Consider the following 14,701-nt stretch of genomic DNA (forward strand, 5'->3'; position numbering starts at 1 on the left):
ATTATTGTGGGTCAAACTAAGAGGATTAATCTGCTCGATAGTCGAAGCCGCTAGTGTAAATCCTTTAAATGAATCATACCTTTGACTTGGCAGCAGCAGGGAAGTATCTCATTGTTTTCAACCATAGCCAGTGGCGGGGTGGCGTAATTGACAGGGTATGAAGATGCAGTAAGCTTAACACGACAGCTACCACAATAACCTTCACGGCACTGGAAGTTCACATCATGACCAGTACGTAACAAGCCATCAAGTAACGTCTCGTCTTCATGTAAATAAAAGCGTGTTTTAGAGGTAAAAACCCAAGTCATAAATTAACCATACTACATCTATAGTCAATCCACTTTAAACCTGCTACGGTGTTAACCGCCCTAGATGTACTACTTGTACTATCTGCGGTCGGTTGTCGTGTAGCAGAATTAAATTGAATCGACTATATAAAAATAGCCTAAGCAGATTCTAAAAAGATACTTAACCCAAAACAACAAGTCCAAATGTTTAGTTAGTATGTCCTGCATTCACCGTAACCTAGCTTCATGAATAAAATATGACAGCCGAGCTACCAACAATTTTTACTATACCCAATTAAATATACCCATAAATATAGCTAGTCAAATGCTGCAACTCTACATCCTAGAGTTACTGGCGTTCAAAATCATCACAGTTCAAAATCGTCAAAGTCACTATCAGACAAGTCGGAATCAATCTGACCGACTAGATACGAGCTAATTTCTGTCTCTTGCGGCGCAACTTGCACATTGTCAGAGGACAACCATGTATTAATCCATGGAATAGGGTTGCTCTTAGAATCAGGGAAAATGGAAGGTAAACTAACTGCTTCCATACGTAGATTGGTAATATACTCAACATACTGACACAGAATATCTTTGTTCAGTCCGATCATCGAACCATCTTTAAACAGATATCCCGCCCATTCTTTTTCCTGCTCAGCTGCCGTACGGAATATCTCTATACTTTCCTCATAACATTCTTTAGCAATTTCCGCCATTTCTGGATCATCTTTACCCGCTGCCATAATATTAAGCATGTGCTGGGTACTGGTCAGATGTAGCGCTTCATCACGGGCAATTAACTTAATAATTTTGGCATTACCTTCCATCAGTTTACGTTCTGCAAAAGCGAACGAACAGGCAAATGACACATAAAAGCGAATAGCTTCTAATACATTCACTGCCATCAAGCACAGATACAGCATCTTTTTCAATTTACGCAAATCAACGTATTTCTCTTCACCATTCACTATATGCGTGCCGGGGCCGAATAAGCTGTAAAGCTGTGAGTATCGGTATAACTCATCATAATATTCAGCAATGCCTTCAGCACGATGCAGGATATGCTCATTTTCCATAATATCATCAAACACGACACTAGGATCATTAACGATGTTACGAATAATATGAGTATAGCTACGTGAATGTATGGTCTCAGAGAATGACCACGTCTCAATCCATGTCTCTAATTCTGGAATGGAGACCAGTGGCAACAGCACCACGTTAGGACTACGGCCTTGAATTGAATCGAGTAGAGTTTGGTACTTTAGGTTACTGATAAAAATATGCTGTTCGTGAGTAGATAAATTACCATAATCAATACGGTCTTTCGACACATCAACCTCTTCAGGACGCCAAAAGAATGATAACTGCTTTTCGATGAGTTGCTCAAAAATCGGATGCTTTTGCTGGTCATAACGCGCCACGTTGACAGGCTGACCAAAAAACATGGGTTCTTTCATCGCATCATTTTTAGTTTGGCAAAATATTGAATATGTCATGGCTTTACCTTTTATTTCCAGAGTGTTTGAAGTGGGTGTATTTTAAAGCATGTCATTAGTAGGGTGTAGATATAATGCTTTATAGTGGTTCAACGATGTGTGTTAAAAAGTTAATAGTTGACTCAATGTTTCTTAATTCTGCCCTACACATAGTGTCTATAAAGTTAAAAATGCGGGAGCTAATCCCTAAAAAAATGTTAAAAAATTGCAGTACCATTTCTCAACGGGTCTTAACGGGCTTTAAATCAAGAACTAAATAGCTTTTTTGAATCGAGTTGCGGTGTTCTTTTAGAGCTAATCTGTGTTTCATAGTGACTTAAATCCATCCCCAGCCCTTCCTTTGGAAAAGGAAGGGGGCGTTCTTTATGAGTTTGATACGTCAGTGTTTAAAGAACAACTTCCGCATCAAAACAGTCCTAAAGTAGGTTGGTGTAAAGGTACGAGACCCAACAGGTTGTAGCACGTTATTTGTTGGATTTCACTTCACTGCCACAATGCTACTCGTTAGGGTATGAGTAATACACAACATTTTCAAGATTAGGGTCACCATAGCTATCTGCATTAGACAGATGACCGTCATATGCACCTACTTTACTAACAGACAGTCCTTGTTTAAAAACTATTTGCAGACCGTGCTCAGGCTCCCAATCACATTCACATTCTAAGGAAATATAAATCGCTTTATCACCATATGGGCGACGCATTACAATGGGTGTGCTATCAACTTGGATATGTTGCCAAACATCATTAGGATTACCAATCTTAATAATATCGTCTTCGTCTAACATCGCTTCTATATCTTTATAGTATTGATAGATACCATCTACAGCTTGTTTTAGAACGTTGTCATCTATGGTTAAAAAATTAGCGATGGCTTGATGAAAGGCTTCTTTATCTTCGTCTTCCTCGTAATCTTCTAAAACAAAGCGATATTTTTTACCGCCTAAAACTTTCACAGCGACAGGTTGACTGATTAGCCAGTTATCAAAATCGCCTTTCTGAAGTTGGCCTAGATAGGGAATATCAGTCATATGAGTACCTTTGATTGATTTTAGATAAAATAAAAAGGTTAGATGTAGTATGGTAGCGTGGGTAATAACCCATGATGAGGGGTATTCAATCCGTGGGTTTCACTGCATTTTACCTATGCTACGGATTCTTTTTTATGCAATTAAGAATCTTAATTCGTCAGACATCAAAAAATTGCCCAATTTATATTGTTCATTTAGGAACTCAATATGCTTATCCAGAAATAGTTCAACGTTTTCGAGTTCGGTTTTATAGGTTATGTTGATAATGAACATCTGAATTCCTTATAGCTTGAGTAGGCGCAGGTTTTATTGCACCTCGCTACGCAGTTATTAGAGTAGGTTGATGTCGGGACACAAGACCCATCAGGTTATAAGGTGTTATTAGTTGGGTGTCGTAAACTCGCTCAACCTATGGACTAAGAGATTTTACCCTCCGAATTAGCCATGGGGTGTTCTCCATAACTACTTCTATACATGTCAACTTTCTCTTTTTTCCAGAACTTAAGGTTGATTGTTCCAGTTGTCTCTCTACTAGACCAATACTCACCATCCATCTCTAACTGGTTATTTACGATTGAAAGCATCGCAGTACCAAAATGCGGAGGGCTTCTATACTTGATATCTGCTTTAGGGTCACTCCTATATGAATAAATAAGTTTGGGATTTTCATTTTCCGTGCTAATAATAAACCCACTTGAAAAACTCTCACTACACATTTCGCCAGTTCTCATTACGCAACTAACCTTAGTAAATGTTTGATTGATAGTTAGTATAGTAGGTATTTCATCAGGCTTTTTACCAGTGTTTGGACAAACCCAGTTTGATTTCAAAACCCCTTCCCATGTACCATTTAAGTTGGGGAATGGAACTAACCAAGGATAAAGTTTTTCCCATTTCCATAACCATTTCACGAATATAGTAATAACTATAGTGTCTACAGCAACTACTATAGGTAAGGGTTTGAAAAAGTCATAAAATACTTTACTTTCAATAGGATTAATAAGAGTCAAGAAATATATTGAATAAACTAAAGATGATATTAATACTAAAGCCCAAACATAGAAGGGGGTATTTAAGTTTTTCATTGTTTAAACTCTAAAAAACGCCACATTTGTAGAATAAAATTATTGGTCTTTTCAACGTTCCATTTCCTTGTGCTATTAAACAAAGGTAAGATGCCTGATGCTTCATACCAATCACTGCATTTACTACTATATTTAGTTTGGTTATAAAGATATGCAAGTGTGTTTCTTAGTCTTTCAGTCCGAAAATCTATTGTTATGATGTCGTTTGGTACATTATATACTAAACACTCAATTAGAAATGAGCTTATAGCACCATCTACAGGTAGGTGTTCTTTAATCATTTGATGTCTTATGCGTTTTACAATTCTAACGAGTCTCTTATATCTACGTTGCGTTTCTTCATTTTTTAACTTACCATTTTTTGTGTGTTGTTTGGGATAGTTTATTACTTCTATACCATCGTCGGAATAAAATTTGATACCTTCGGCAAATGTTTCAGGATCATAGCTATTGATATGCTTATAATTTCTGTATTGGAATGCTGGTATAGCGTCTGCCTCAATTCTATGAGATGAGTTCTTTATTTTTAAAGACTTATTTCCAGCTATAACTTCAGGAAATTTACTTCTCAAAGCTTTCAATAAGTCTTGTCTGAATTCTGTAAAACCATAATCCCCTTCAGTAAAACCATAATAACTACTATTGTAGCCAGTAGGGTAAAGTGTATAAAAAGGATGTTTTAACATTACGCAAACATCAACATCGCTATTTGCTCTTACATTGGTATTATTCTCATACGAACCCTGAATAAAAATTTCAATATTATTTCTTCTAGTCTTTAAGACTTCAGAGGAATTAATAGCGTCTTTAATCATTCTTATCGCATTTGAAATGCGTTGTTCCTCGTTTTCACTAGCTGGCCGTTCCCAGTCTATTAAATTTTTTTCTGAATATTTATTCATAAGTCATCCTAGTTGACGGTTTTAATTAGTTTGTAGCCTCGTAGGGTGCGTTCCACGCACCATAACTATGAGCCAAATTATATTTAAGCGCATTAATTACAAGTGTTTATGCAACGAAGCCCAGTCATACTATAGTGCGAGTTATAGCAGCGTGCATGATAAGCCACGACGTATGGTATTTAATACGTGGGTTTCTCTTTGTTAAACCCACGCTACGTAGGCTCTGTGGTATTGAAAAGGTAGACTGTAGGTTTAGGCCACCAAAGTTAAGATGATGTACTTAGAAAGATGGATAGAGTAGGTTGCCGTATTTATTATTTATTATTTATTCTTTTCGTCTGTTCGTTTAGGATTTGATAAATCAGATTCGAATATATCTTTGTAGTTCCTATTATCTATATTTATTTCTCTTCCTTCAAAACCTGTAGTTAGCTTTGGCTCAAATGAACTCTCTGGCATGCTAGGATTTTCTTTAGGTTCTACTTTGTCGTTGGTAGTTTTAATCGTACTAGTCGGTAAATCAGGATATTCTTTAGTCATAAAAACCTCCATTCTTAGCTATAGTCAATCAACCACTAAAAGTGGTACAAGGCAAACGAGTGCAAGTACTACAACTGTAGGCTAAGTAAGTTTAACGCTGTAACACCTTAACAGTGGTTTGACTATGTAATAAATTAATTTAAAGTTAAAAGGACTTAATTTGTAAGTATCTACTACTCATTATTTATCTTTTTTATCGGAATTAATACTATCAAATACTGGTATAGCACCTTCCATAATTGTAATTATAGCTGGCTCAAATGAGGATTCAGGCATTGCTGTATTAGTTTTTTGGCTAGATTGACTGTTTTGAGCAGCTTTCGATGGCTCTATAGTTATAGTAGGAGGGTGGGGATATTCTTTAGTCATATTAGTCTCAATAAAGTTAAGGTAAAAATTGAAAAAATTAAGGTAGCTATGAAGAGTTTTACATACTTTGCAACAGTAATTATATGTTCTTGTTTATTTGAAGCTACTGTGTCCATGTTTCTAATACTTTCGTCATAGGCTTTGATCATATAGTGTTTGTAAGCAACTATATCTTCCGAACCAGTAGTTTTTAAACTTTCTAGAATATTTGGTAGCCTAGGTGTTTTAACAAGTTGGAGACTTGCAAAAAGAGATTTGAAAGTTAAATACCCAAATAAAATCTCTAATAAAGAGGATATAATAAAGAGTACCGATATGATTATAGGTAAGCATGAGTTAACTGTGTTAAAACTAAGGCTCTCTATACTCTTACTTGAAAACATAATGATAGTACCCGTCGTAACAATAGACATGACTACAAGGTATTTATTAGCTTTCTCATCAACATTTCTGATTCGAGTCAAACTTTGTAAATACTCATCTTTTAGTACTGTGAGGCTTAAATCATACTTTCTACTCCAATCTAAATTTGCTTTTTCAGAGTTAGAGGCAGGAGTAGTAACAGGGGCAGTAGGAATAGACTCACCTTGATTCTTAGAAATAGATATATCAGGCTGATTAGGCTTCTCTATAGTCTTAAAACTACTATCCTTAATAACTAACTTATTAAAGCTATTGAAAATCATAACTTACAAGCCCCACTCGCACAGCCATCATCAATGTCAGCCTGTGCATCGTTAGCACCATCACGGGTGTTATGGTAATACAGGGTTTTCACGCCAAGTTTATATGCCATGAGTAAGTCTTTGAGGAGCACTTTCATTGGCACACGTTGACCTTCATAATGAGTCGGATCATAGTTGGTGTTGGCAGAAATACTCTGATCAATAAACTTCTGCATAATCGCAACCAGCTTGAGGTAACCATCATTGTTAGGCATTTGCCACAATAGCTCGTACTGATTCTTTAGGTTTAAGATATCAGGTACGACCTGCTTCAAGATACCGTCTTTAGAAGCTTTGACCGATACCAAACCGCGTGGTGGTTCGATACCATTGGTGGCATTAGCAATTTGGCTTGAGGTCTCAGACGGCATTAACGCAGATAGGGTCGAGTTGCGTAGACCGTGCTCGACAATCTCGCTACGTAATGCTTCCCAGTCTAGGCGTAGTGGCTCGTTGCATACTTTATCTAGGTCAGATTTATAGGTGTCAATCGGTAAGATGCCTTTTGAATAAGTGGTCTCATTAAAGGCAGGACAAGCGCCTTTTTCTTTGGCTAACTTGTTAGACGCTTTCAATAAATAATACTGTAAGGCTTCAAAGGTTTGATGGGTGAGGCCAAGGGCTGAGTCGTCAGAATACTTAGTGCCATTTTTCGCTAAGTAATAGGCATAGTTAATCACACCAACCCCAAGGGTACGGCGGCGCATACTGCCATTTTCAGCTGCTTTAACAGGGTAGTCTTGGTAGTCAAGTAAGGCATCAAGCGCACGTACGATAAGCTCGGTCGGCTCTTCCATGTCGTCTAAGTTTTCAACTTCGCCCAAGTTGATTGCCGATAGTGTACAAAGGGCAATTTCGCCTTCTTCGTCATTGATGTTGTCAAGTGGCTTAGTAGGCAGGGCGATTTCCATACATAAGTTGGACTGACGGATAGGGGCGACAGTAGGGTCAAAGGGGCTGTGAGTGTTGCAATGGTCAACGTTTTGGATATAGATGCGGCCAGTGCTGGCACGTTCTTGCATCATTAGACTGAACAATTCAGTAGCTGGCACTTGGCGTTTGCGGATGTTGTCGTCTTGCTCATATTGGGTATAGAGCTCTTCAAACTTGTCTTGATCGGCAAAAAAGGCTTCGTACAGTCCTGGCACGTCAGAGGGCGAGAATAAGCTGATGTCTTGACCTTTAATCAAACGGGTGTATAGGGTTTTGTTGATTTGAACCCCATAGTCCATGTGACGGACACGGTTGTCTTCTACGCCGCGGTTGTTTTTGAGTACTAATAATGACTCAACTTCAAGATGCCATAGTGGGTAGAATAAGGTTGCTGCGCCGCCACGGACGCCGCCTTGTGAGCAGCATTTAACGGCGGTTTGGAACAGTTTGTAAAACGGAATACAACCCGTATGCTGCGCTTCACCGCCACGGATAGGGCTACCTAGCGCACGGATATTACCTGCATTGATGCCGATACCCGCACGCTGTGAGACGTAACGCACAATGGCGCTGGTGGTAGCATTGATAGAGTCTAAGCTATCGCCGCATTCAATTAGTACGCAAGAGCTGAATTGACGAGAAGGGGTACGAACTCCTGACATAATGGGCGTTGGTAATGAGATTTTGAACTGCGATGTCGCATCGTAGAAGCGTTTAACGTAGTCTAAACGCTCAGACTTGTCATAGCTTGCGAATAGACACATACCGACCAGCATGTATAAGAATTGCGGACTTTCAAATACGGTCTTGGTGACACGGTCTTGTACCAAGTATTTGCCTGCCATTTGCTCAGCAGCGGCGTAGGCAAGGTTCATATCACGCCAGTGGTCAATGTACTCGTTTAGCTCATTAAACTCTTCACGTGAGTAGTCTTGTAAGATGTGTTCGTCATATTTACCCGCATCAGTAAGCTTGGTGACATGGTCAAATAAATGAGGAGGCTCAAACTGGTTATAAGCAATTTTGCGAAGATGGAAAATCGCCAAACGTGCGGCCAGATATTGGTAATCTGGGGTGTCCTCAGAGATTAAGTCAGCAGCGGCTTTAATGATGGTCTCGTGAATGTCACGGGTTTTTATGCCATCATAAAACTGGATGTGCGACTTAAGTTCGACTTGTGAGACAGAGACATTATCTAAACCTTCGGCTGCCCAAGTAATAACTTTATGGATTTTATCTAAATCGATTGGCTCTAATCGGCCGTCTCGTTTCATTACTTGAATCTTATCCATATTTGTCATTGCTGTCTCCGATATTGAATAGGTTGGTTTCTTAATAGGATTGGTTCTAAAATCATCGTTGGTTATGAATACTGGTACAGTTTAAAGCATGGTTTTATGATGAATACAGACGCTAACAGGGTGTTTAGTCTTAAACCATAAAACCCCACATAGAATATGTGGTCATTTCTGTATAGCCACAAGATATGGGGTGATTTTTATGTTATAGACACAATATAAAGGAAAAAAAGTGATTTTTCTATATTGACAAATTAGGACAAGGGGGGTCGAGCTTCCTATTTAAGCCGAATATTATGATGTCTAAAATGAGGGTAAATCTGCAAGCGTTGAGAGTATGAAGGCTAGGGCAGATATTAAGACAAAATAGGCATGTGAAAAGTAGTAAAAATTTTTTTTAAAAAAAATGTAAACCAAAGGGTCATGGCTAGAATAATTACAATTCAATTTTATAATCGGAAAGTCGCTTTAAGATTAAGATAAGCATTATGCTTGGTTGATATTCAATCAATGGAAATTAAATTTGCAAACTTAATTTCAAGTTATTTGGTCAAATCTATTTTTTTAGCCCCATAAATAACAAAAAGAGCAGCCTTTAGAAAGGCTACTCAACTTTAGATATAGTCAGCGAACTACTAAACGGTTACAGTGTTAACCTCGTTAAGCCTACTCCCGTATTATTAGCTACTTGCACTCGGTTGCCTTGTAACCATTTTAGACTTCTTTGACTATAGAGGGCTTGTCAACGTTACAGATGAGCTAGTAAGTTAGGGGTTCATTAAGTGTCAGTAAATTCAGTCATCATTATGATCTAAGTGATCTAAAACCTGTTAGTACACGTATAGCTTATCGACTGTATTTAAACAGGTCTCTAAACAATAGTCTTTTAACATCTGTATTTAAACCACAGTACGTACTGTCGCTGCCTTATCCAGCGCAGCATACAGCTCGTTTACTTGCTCAGCCTCAGTAAAGTACAGTTTTACGCGTAATGAGCTAAAACGACCGGTACTCGATTTTTTTACCTGAATAGTTTCGTGATCAAAATCAGGGAAATGAGTGCCTAAAATTAATTTTACTTCATTGAGCAGAGTGTCATGCTCACCTTCGTGACCGATAATACTCATTGGGTAGTCCATTGGAAATGCCCAGAGATCTGGGTTCTGAATATCTGTTTTTTTCGCTAATGGATCGGTACGTAAGGTAAGCTCACGAGTTAGGTCAATATTTTTGTTTTTATTAGCCATAGTGCCTCCAATATTTGTAGAATAGCTTATTTATACAATGCGTTATTCTGAAAAGTAATAGCTGTTCTTAAAACAATCGCTTCGCCAAAACATAAAATAGCAGCGCTAGACTCAGTAAGTCGATTATTTGTAGCGTTTATACTCACTGTCATTACCGTGTTAATGTTCAGATTTGGTATGACATAAAAAAAGCCGAGACTCACTCAGCTTTTTTATAAATCAACCTGCTGTGTGACTTATGCAAATTAGTCGTTTTCTAAAAACGAACGCAAGTGCTCAGAGCGAGAAGGATGACGTAGCTTACGTAACGCTTTGGCTTCTATTTGACGAATACGCTCACGGGTAACATCAAATTGCTTACCCACTTCCTCTAAAGTATGATCTGTTGGCATATCAATACCAAAACGCATACGCAATACTTTCGCTTCACGCTCGGTTAAGTTCCCGAGCACATCACGAGTCGCTTCTTGCAAACCAGCTGATGTTGCATCTTCTACTGGACTAGAGATGGTCTGATCTTCGATAAAGTCGCCCAGATGCGAATCTTCATCATCACCGATGGGCGTTTCCATAGATATGGGTTCTTTTGCAATTTTCAAGACCTTACGAACCTTGACTTCATCCATCTCCAAACGTTCGCCTAATTCCTCTGGCGTTGGCTCACGTCCCATTTCTTGAAGTAACTGGCGAGAGACACGGTTGATCTTGTTAATGGTCTCAATCATATGCACTGGGATACGAATGGTACGTGCCTGATCCGCAATTGAGCGAGTAATGGCCTGACGGATCCACCATGTCGCATAGGTTGAGAACTTATAGCCACGGCGATATTCAAACTTATCAACCGCTTTCATCAAGCCAATGTTACCTTCTTGAATGAGATCCAAGAATTGCAGACCACGGTTGGTATATTTTTTAGCAATAGAGATAACCAGACGTAAGTTAGCTTCGACCATCTCTTTTTTTGCACGGCGGGCTTTGGCTTCACCAATGGCCATACGCCGCGCCACTTCTTTCATTTCGGTAATTTGCATGCCTAGCTTGTCTTCGTGATCACGGATTCGGCGCTGCAATACCACCACATCGTCAACCACTTTGGCAAGACTATCGCCAAACTTAGGATTGCCTTTTAAGCGATCGGTTAACCAATCAACATTGGTTTCATTACTTGGAAAAGTCTTACGGAATTCAGCACGTGGCATCTTACCACGGCGTATAACCAGACGCATAATTTGCCGTTCTTGTTTACGCACGTCGTCATAAACATCATGCATAATGGCCATAACGTTATCAGACATACGATTGTTCAGCTTTAATAGCATAAAGCGTTCAGCAAGTTGCGCATATGCTTCATCAGCTTGCACACTACCACGTCCAAAATCATCTAAGGCTTTTTTAGCTGTTTGAAATAATTCACGAATCTCATCAATACGGACGCGGACAATTTCGGGGTCTAGACCACTGCTTTCTTCTTCTGCGTCTTCATCTGCCTCAGTATCTTCCTCTTCATCATCGTCGTCATCTTTGACCGGCTTTGATTTAGTATTGATAATAGGTGTTTTTTCATCGTCGTCGTCATCGCTGGTAGCGACTTCTTCCTCTTCTGGATCTAAAAATCCGGTAATGACATCTGATAATTTCTTTTCGCCCGCTTCAACTTGTGCGTATTCATCCAGAATAAATTGGACAGTGCCAGGCCAAAATGCCATGGCATGCTGAACGTCACGGATGCCTTCTTCGATACGCTTAGCAATTGAAATTTCGCCTTCACGAGTCAACAGATCTACAGTGCCCATTTCTCGCATGTACATACGCACAGGGTCGGTCGTGCGACCCGGCTCTGTTTCAACAGCCGCAAGAACAGCAGCTGCTTCATCAGTTGCCATCTCATCATCGCCAGACTCATCGTTCATTAAAATGTCATCAGCGTCAGGTGCTGATTCATAGATTTTAATACCGACATCAGTAAGCATTTGCACGATGTCTTCAATTTGATCGCTTTCAGTAATTGAGGCGGGAAGTTGGTCATTTACCTCAGCATAAGTCAAATAGCCCTGTTCTTTACCCATTTGGATAAGCGTGGCTAATTGTGAGGTAGATTGAGAGGCAGGCTTATCGGTCATAATATCTCGCTTGCAAATATTGAGGTGTATTGAGTTTAAAATGAGGGCTTAGGTGGCTAAGGATATTAGGTGTCTAGCCATATATTGCAATTAAATAATGTGAAAGTCATCTGAGCGAAAAATTGCAACAGTTAAAACGCTATAATAACCATGTATTATAACATAACATCGAAATCTGCACCTAAATGAAAACGGTATCTAAACGCAGTTTAACCAATTTTTACACGTCGTATTGTTAAACTAGGTATTTGTTCAATGCTAATACGCAATGTCAAGTCTAGTTTAAGTCCATTAGGCATTCATCTTTACTTCTTATAGTATGGGGTTAGTTGATTTTTTTTAAACCCCTAATTTAGTTATTGACTTAGTTAAGTTTGGTAGATTGTTGTGCTTGCTGCTTTTTTTGCCAGTTCATTAATGTTTGTCGTTGCCTGTTTATATGGCTAGCGATAATAATATTATTTTTATTTGCCATGAGTTGTTTTGATAGGGCTTGTAGCATTAACTGAATAAGTAAGTCATCGGTCAGCTCATCAACATCAATAATCCCCCGATTGTTTAAGTTTGACCAAAAAGGCTGCCAGCGTTTGGCTAGATTTTGCTGCGTTTGAATCGGCAGATTTGCTAATATAAAATGCGCAGCCGCATTGGCATCCTCAGGCAGATGTGGCAGTAAAGAGCTAATGACTTGGGTAAGTTCATTTAGACTAGGGCTATCAAAATCTTGCCAGCTAGGCAGAGGAGGTAGCTCATATTTTTTTTGACGCATATCAGGCGGCACTTCATCTTGGCGTAAGCTTTGTGGCAGTTTAATGTCAGTGACACCCGACTCATGCCACAGGCGCTTGATAGGTTCATCAGCCAATAGATGTGGTGCAAATAATAGACAAAGCTCTAGCTGGCGACTGACGGTCATGTCACTATCAAAATCTAACAATACGTCATGTGCGGCAGTTTTTTGTTTATTTTTGCCGCCCAGCTTTTGATAAATATCATTATTCAATAAATAACGAAAGCTTGACCCTTTTGGCAGTTGGTTGGTCAGCTCACGAACTTTGGACATGAGTTTTGCTTTGCCTTCTGCCATGCCTAAATCATAGCGATCACTTAAGTATGCAAAAATATACTGCGACAACGGCATGGCCTGTTTTATTTGCTCACGCATGGCATCCACCCCATGTTCTGTGACATACGTGTCAGGGTCTTGTCCACTTGGCAACGTTAAAAAACGTAACTCTTTATCATCACTGAGCACAGGTAGGGCAACTTCAAGTGTGCGCCATGCTGCTTTTTGCCCCGCGCTATCGCCGTCAAAGCATAAGGTTAGGGTTGGGTTCATTTGCAAAAGGCGTGAGATTTGGCTCTCATTGATTGAAGTACCCATCGAAGCCACTGCGCCATAAATCCCCGCTTGATATAGCGCAATGACATCCATGTAGCCTTCAACCACTAGCCAATCATTAGCACGATGTTGGCGAGCCTCATAATAGCCATATAATACATGTTGTTTATGAAAAACTGGTGAGTCGCTTGAGTTAATATATTTTGGTTTAATGTCGTTATCTAATGCACGTCCAGCAAAACCAATAACCCGACCTTGGTTGTCACGGATAGGAAAAATAACGCGATCACGTAATAGGTTATAATCACGCCCTTTTTCGGAGTTACGAATCAAACCCAGTAGTTTTAAACCGTCAACATCTTGAGGAAACGACTCTTCTAAGTGTTGCCAGCCAGCTGGCGCATAACCCAAACCAAACTCTTGAATAGTATGGTCGGTCAACCCTCGCTGTTTGAAATAGCTTAAAGCTTGAGTGTTTTTTCTTAGGTTTGCCTGATAAAACTTATTAATATTGATTAATAAATCGTATAGGTTGCCCTCTGATACAGGGGCCGCATTTATAAAGGAGTTACTACTCTGCTTAGGGGCAACGCTGTTTTCAAAAAAGCTAGACTCGGCATTACTTTCCCAATTAGGCGTAGGCGGTGGGGCATCATTGTAGTAGCTGTTAAAATCAGACTCATTAAGGTCATCACTCTTGGCATTATGTGCGTTATGAGTTTCGACGGCATCGTTATGTTGAGGGGCATCGTTAAATACGGGGTTATTGATTGAATGGCTATGAGGCGTGTTTTGATTTAATGAAGCTGGAGGCGCCTTACTTGACTGTGGCACTGATAGTGACTGATTAGCAACTTGAGTAGGGCGACGCTTGTAGCTCAAGTCTTTTTTATCATCTTTAGGTACTTCAATGCCTGTTTGGCGAGACAGCTCATCAACGGCTTCATGGAAGGTTAAATTCTCATAGTCCCGCAAGAAGCTAATGGCATTTCCACCAACCCCACAGCCGAAACAATTATAGACATTTTTTTGCGGGTTGACATAAAAAGAAGGCGTCTTTTCACCATGGAAAGGGCAGTTGCCTTTAAATTCTTTGCCTGCACGTTTTAAGGTGGTGTGTTTACCAATAATTCCGACAAGGTCTGCTTGACTATTGAGCTGATCGAGAATATGACTGGGAATACTCATAACTATGGCTACAGCACAAAATATAATCAAAGGGTCATAAAAGAATTAAGGTGTAAACCGTCCGGATATATCAACAGCACAGTTTGCGGTCATTCGTATAGCTGGCAAACTTCTAAACGGCTACGGTAT

The 14,701-nt window shown here is 39.5% G+C and carries 12 protein-coding genes; all 12 read right to left on the reverse strand.

Going from position 1 to position 14,701, the window contains the following annotated elements:
• Window positions 1-50: 50 nt before the first annotated feature.
• The gene (yfaE, locus tag AC2SLN_RS03280; protein ID WP_486548613.1) at window positions 51-308 is read right to left on the reverse strand and encodes a class I ribonucleotide reductase maintenance protein YfaE; all 258 of its coding nucleotides are present in this window, start codon (window positions 306-308) and stop codon (window positions 51-53) included.
• 347 nt (window positions 309-655) lie between these two features.
• Window positions 656-1,789 carry a class Ia ribonucleoside-diphosphate reductase subunit beta gene (gene nrdB, locus AC2SLN_RS03285; RefSeq protein ID WP_486548612.1) on the reverse strand — a complete coding sequence of 378 codons (1,134 nt, stop codon included), beginning with the start codon at window positions 1,787-1,789 and terminating at the stop codon, window positions 656-658.
• Between the two features lie 497 nt (window positions 1,790-2,286).
• On the reverse strand, window positions 2,287-2,820 hold the full coding sequence (locus tag AC2SLN_RS03290) for a DUF6985 domain-containing protein (protein WP_486548611.1): 534 nt from the start codon (window positions 2,818-2,820) through the stop codon (window positions 2,287-2,289).
• 416 nt (window positions 2,821-3,236) lie between these two features.
• Window positions 3,237-3,905: a Cap15 family cyclic dinucleotide receptor domain-containing protein gene (locus tag AC2SLN_RS03295; protein WP_486548610.1), complete on the reverse strand. Its 669-nt coding sequence runs from the start codon at window positions 3,903-3,905 to the stop codon at window positions 3,237-3,239.
• Entirely contained in the window at window positions 3,902-4,807 is a 906-nt protein-coding gene (locus AC2SLN_RS03300) for a nucleotidyltransferase domain-containing protein (protein ID WP_486548609.1), read from the reverse strand. The genes AC2SLN_RS03295 and AC2SLN_RS03300 overlap by 4 nt, the downstream gene beginning before the upstream one ends.
• 321 nt (window positions 4,808-5,128) lie before the next feature.
• Window positions 5,129-5,347: a hypothetical protein gene (locus AC2SLN_RS03305; RefSeq protein WP_486548608.1), complete on the reverse strand. Its 219-nt coding sequence runs from the start codon at window positions 5,345-5,347 to the stop codon at window positions 5,129-5,131.
• A gap of 180 nt (window positions 5,348-5,527) precedes the next feature.
• Window positions 5,528-5,716 carry a hypothetical protein gene (locus AC2SLN_RS03310; RefSeq protein ID WP_486548607.1) on the reverse strand — a complete coding sequence of 63 codons (189 nt, stop codon included), beginning with the start codon at window positions 5,714-5,716 and terminating at the stop codon, window positions 5,528-5,530.
• Entirely contained in the window at window positions 5,713-6,402 is a 690-nt protein-coding gene (locus AC2SLN_RS03315; protein WP_486548606.1) for a hypothetical protein, read from the reverse strand. The genes AC2SLN_RS03310 and AC2SLN_RS03315 overlap by 4 nt, the downstream gene beginning before the upstream one ends.
• The gene (gene nrdA / locus AC2SLN_RS03320; protein ID WP_486548605.1) at window positions 6,399-8,675 is read right to left on the reverse strand and encodes a class 1a ribonucleoside-diphosphate reductase subunit alpha; all 2,277 of its coding nucleotides are present in this window, start codon (window positions 8,673-8,675) and stop codon (window positions 6,399-6,401) included. Before nrdA ends, AC2SLN_RS03315 begins: the two co-directional genes overlap by 4 nt.
• An 896-nt stretch (window positions 8,676-9,571) precedes the next feature.
• Window positions 9,572-9,919, reverse strand: coding sequence for a YbeD family protein (locus tag AC2SLN_RS03325; RefSeq protein WP_486548604.1), 348 nt, complete (start codon window positions 9,917-9,919; stop codon window positions 9,572-9,574).
• 245 nt (window positions 9,920-10,164) lie between these two features.
• Window positions 10,165-12,042 (reverse strand): RNA polymerase sigma factor RpoD, encoded by a 1,878-nt coding sequence (gene rpoD, locus AC2SLN_RS03330; RefSeq protein ID WP_486531849.1) that lies wholly within the window; start codon window positions 12,040-12,042, stop codon window positions 10,165-10,167.
• A gap of 364 nt (window positions 12,043-12,406) precedes the next feature.
• Window positions 12,407-14,572 carry a DNA primase gene (locus AC2SLN_RS03335; protein WP_486548603.1) on the reverse strand — a complete coding sequence of 722 codons (2,166 nt, stop codon included), beginning with the start codon at window positions 14,570-14,572 and terminating at the stop codon, window positions 12,407-12,409.
• Window positions 14,573-14,701: the final 129 nt, after the last annotated feature.

Source organism: Psychrobacter sp. CX90 (assembly GCF_057396305.2).

Bases quoted from the DNA above. Each gene is read 5' to 3' on its own strand.
- yfaE (WP_486548613.1), bottom strand. From the start codon at position 308: ATGACTTGGGTTTTTACCTCTAAAACACGCTTTTATTTACATGAAGAC.
- nrdB (WP_486548612.1), bottom strand. From the start codon at position 1,789: ATGACATATTCAATATTTTGCCAAACTAAAAATGATGCGATGAAAGAA.
- AC2SLN_RS03290 (WP_486548611.1), bottom strand. From the start codon at position 2,820: ATGACTGATATTCCCTATCTAGGCCAACTTCAGAAAGGCGATTTTGAT.
- AC2SLN_RS03295 (WP_486548610.1), bottom strand. From the start codon at position 3,905: ATGAAAAACTTAAATACCCCCTTCTATGTTTGGGCTTTAGTATTAATA.
- AC2SLN_RS03300 (WP_486548609.1), bottom strand. From the start codon at position 4,807: ATGAATAAATATTCAGAAAAAAATTTAATAGACTGGGAACGGCCAGCT.
- AC2SLN_RS03305 (WP_486548608.1), bottom strand. From the start codon at position 5,347: ATGACTAAAGAATATCCTGATTTACCGACTAGTACGATTAAAACTACC.
- AC2SLN_RS03310 (WP_486548607.1), bottom strand. From the start codon at position 5,716: ATGACTAAAGAATATCCCCACCCTCCTACTATAACTATAGAGCCATCG.
- AC2SLN_RS03315 (WP_486548606.1), bottom strand. From the start codon at position 6,402: ATGATTTTCAATAGCTTTAATAAGTTAGTTATTAAGGATAGTAGTTTT.
- nrdA (WP_486548605.1), bottom strand. From the start codon at position 8,675: ATGACAAATATGGATAAGATTCAAGTAATGAAACGAGACGGCCGATTA.
- AC2SLN_RS03325 (WP_486548604.1), bottom strand. From the start codon at position 9,919: ATGGCTAATAAAAACAAAAATATTGACCTAACTCGTGAGCTTACCTTA.
- rpoD (WP_486531849.1), bottom strand. From the start codon at position 12,042: ATGACCGATAAGCCTGCCTCTCAATCTACCTCACAATTAGCCACGCTT.
- AC2SLN_RS03335 (WP_486548603.1), bottom strand. From the start codon at position 14,572: ATGAGTATTCCCAGTCATATTCTCGATCAGCTCAATAGTCAAGCAGAC.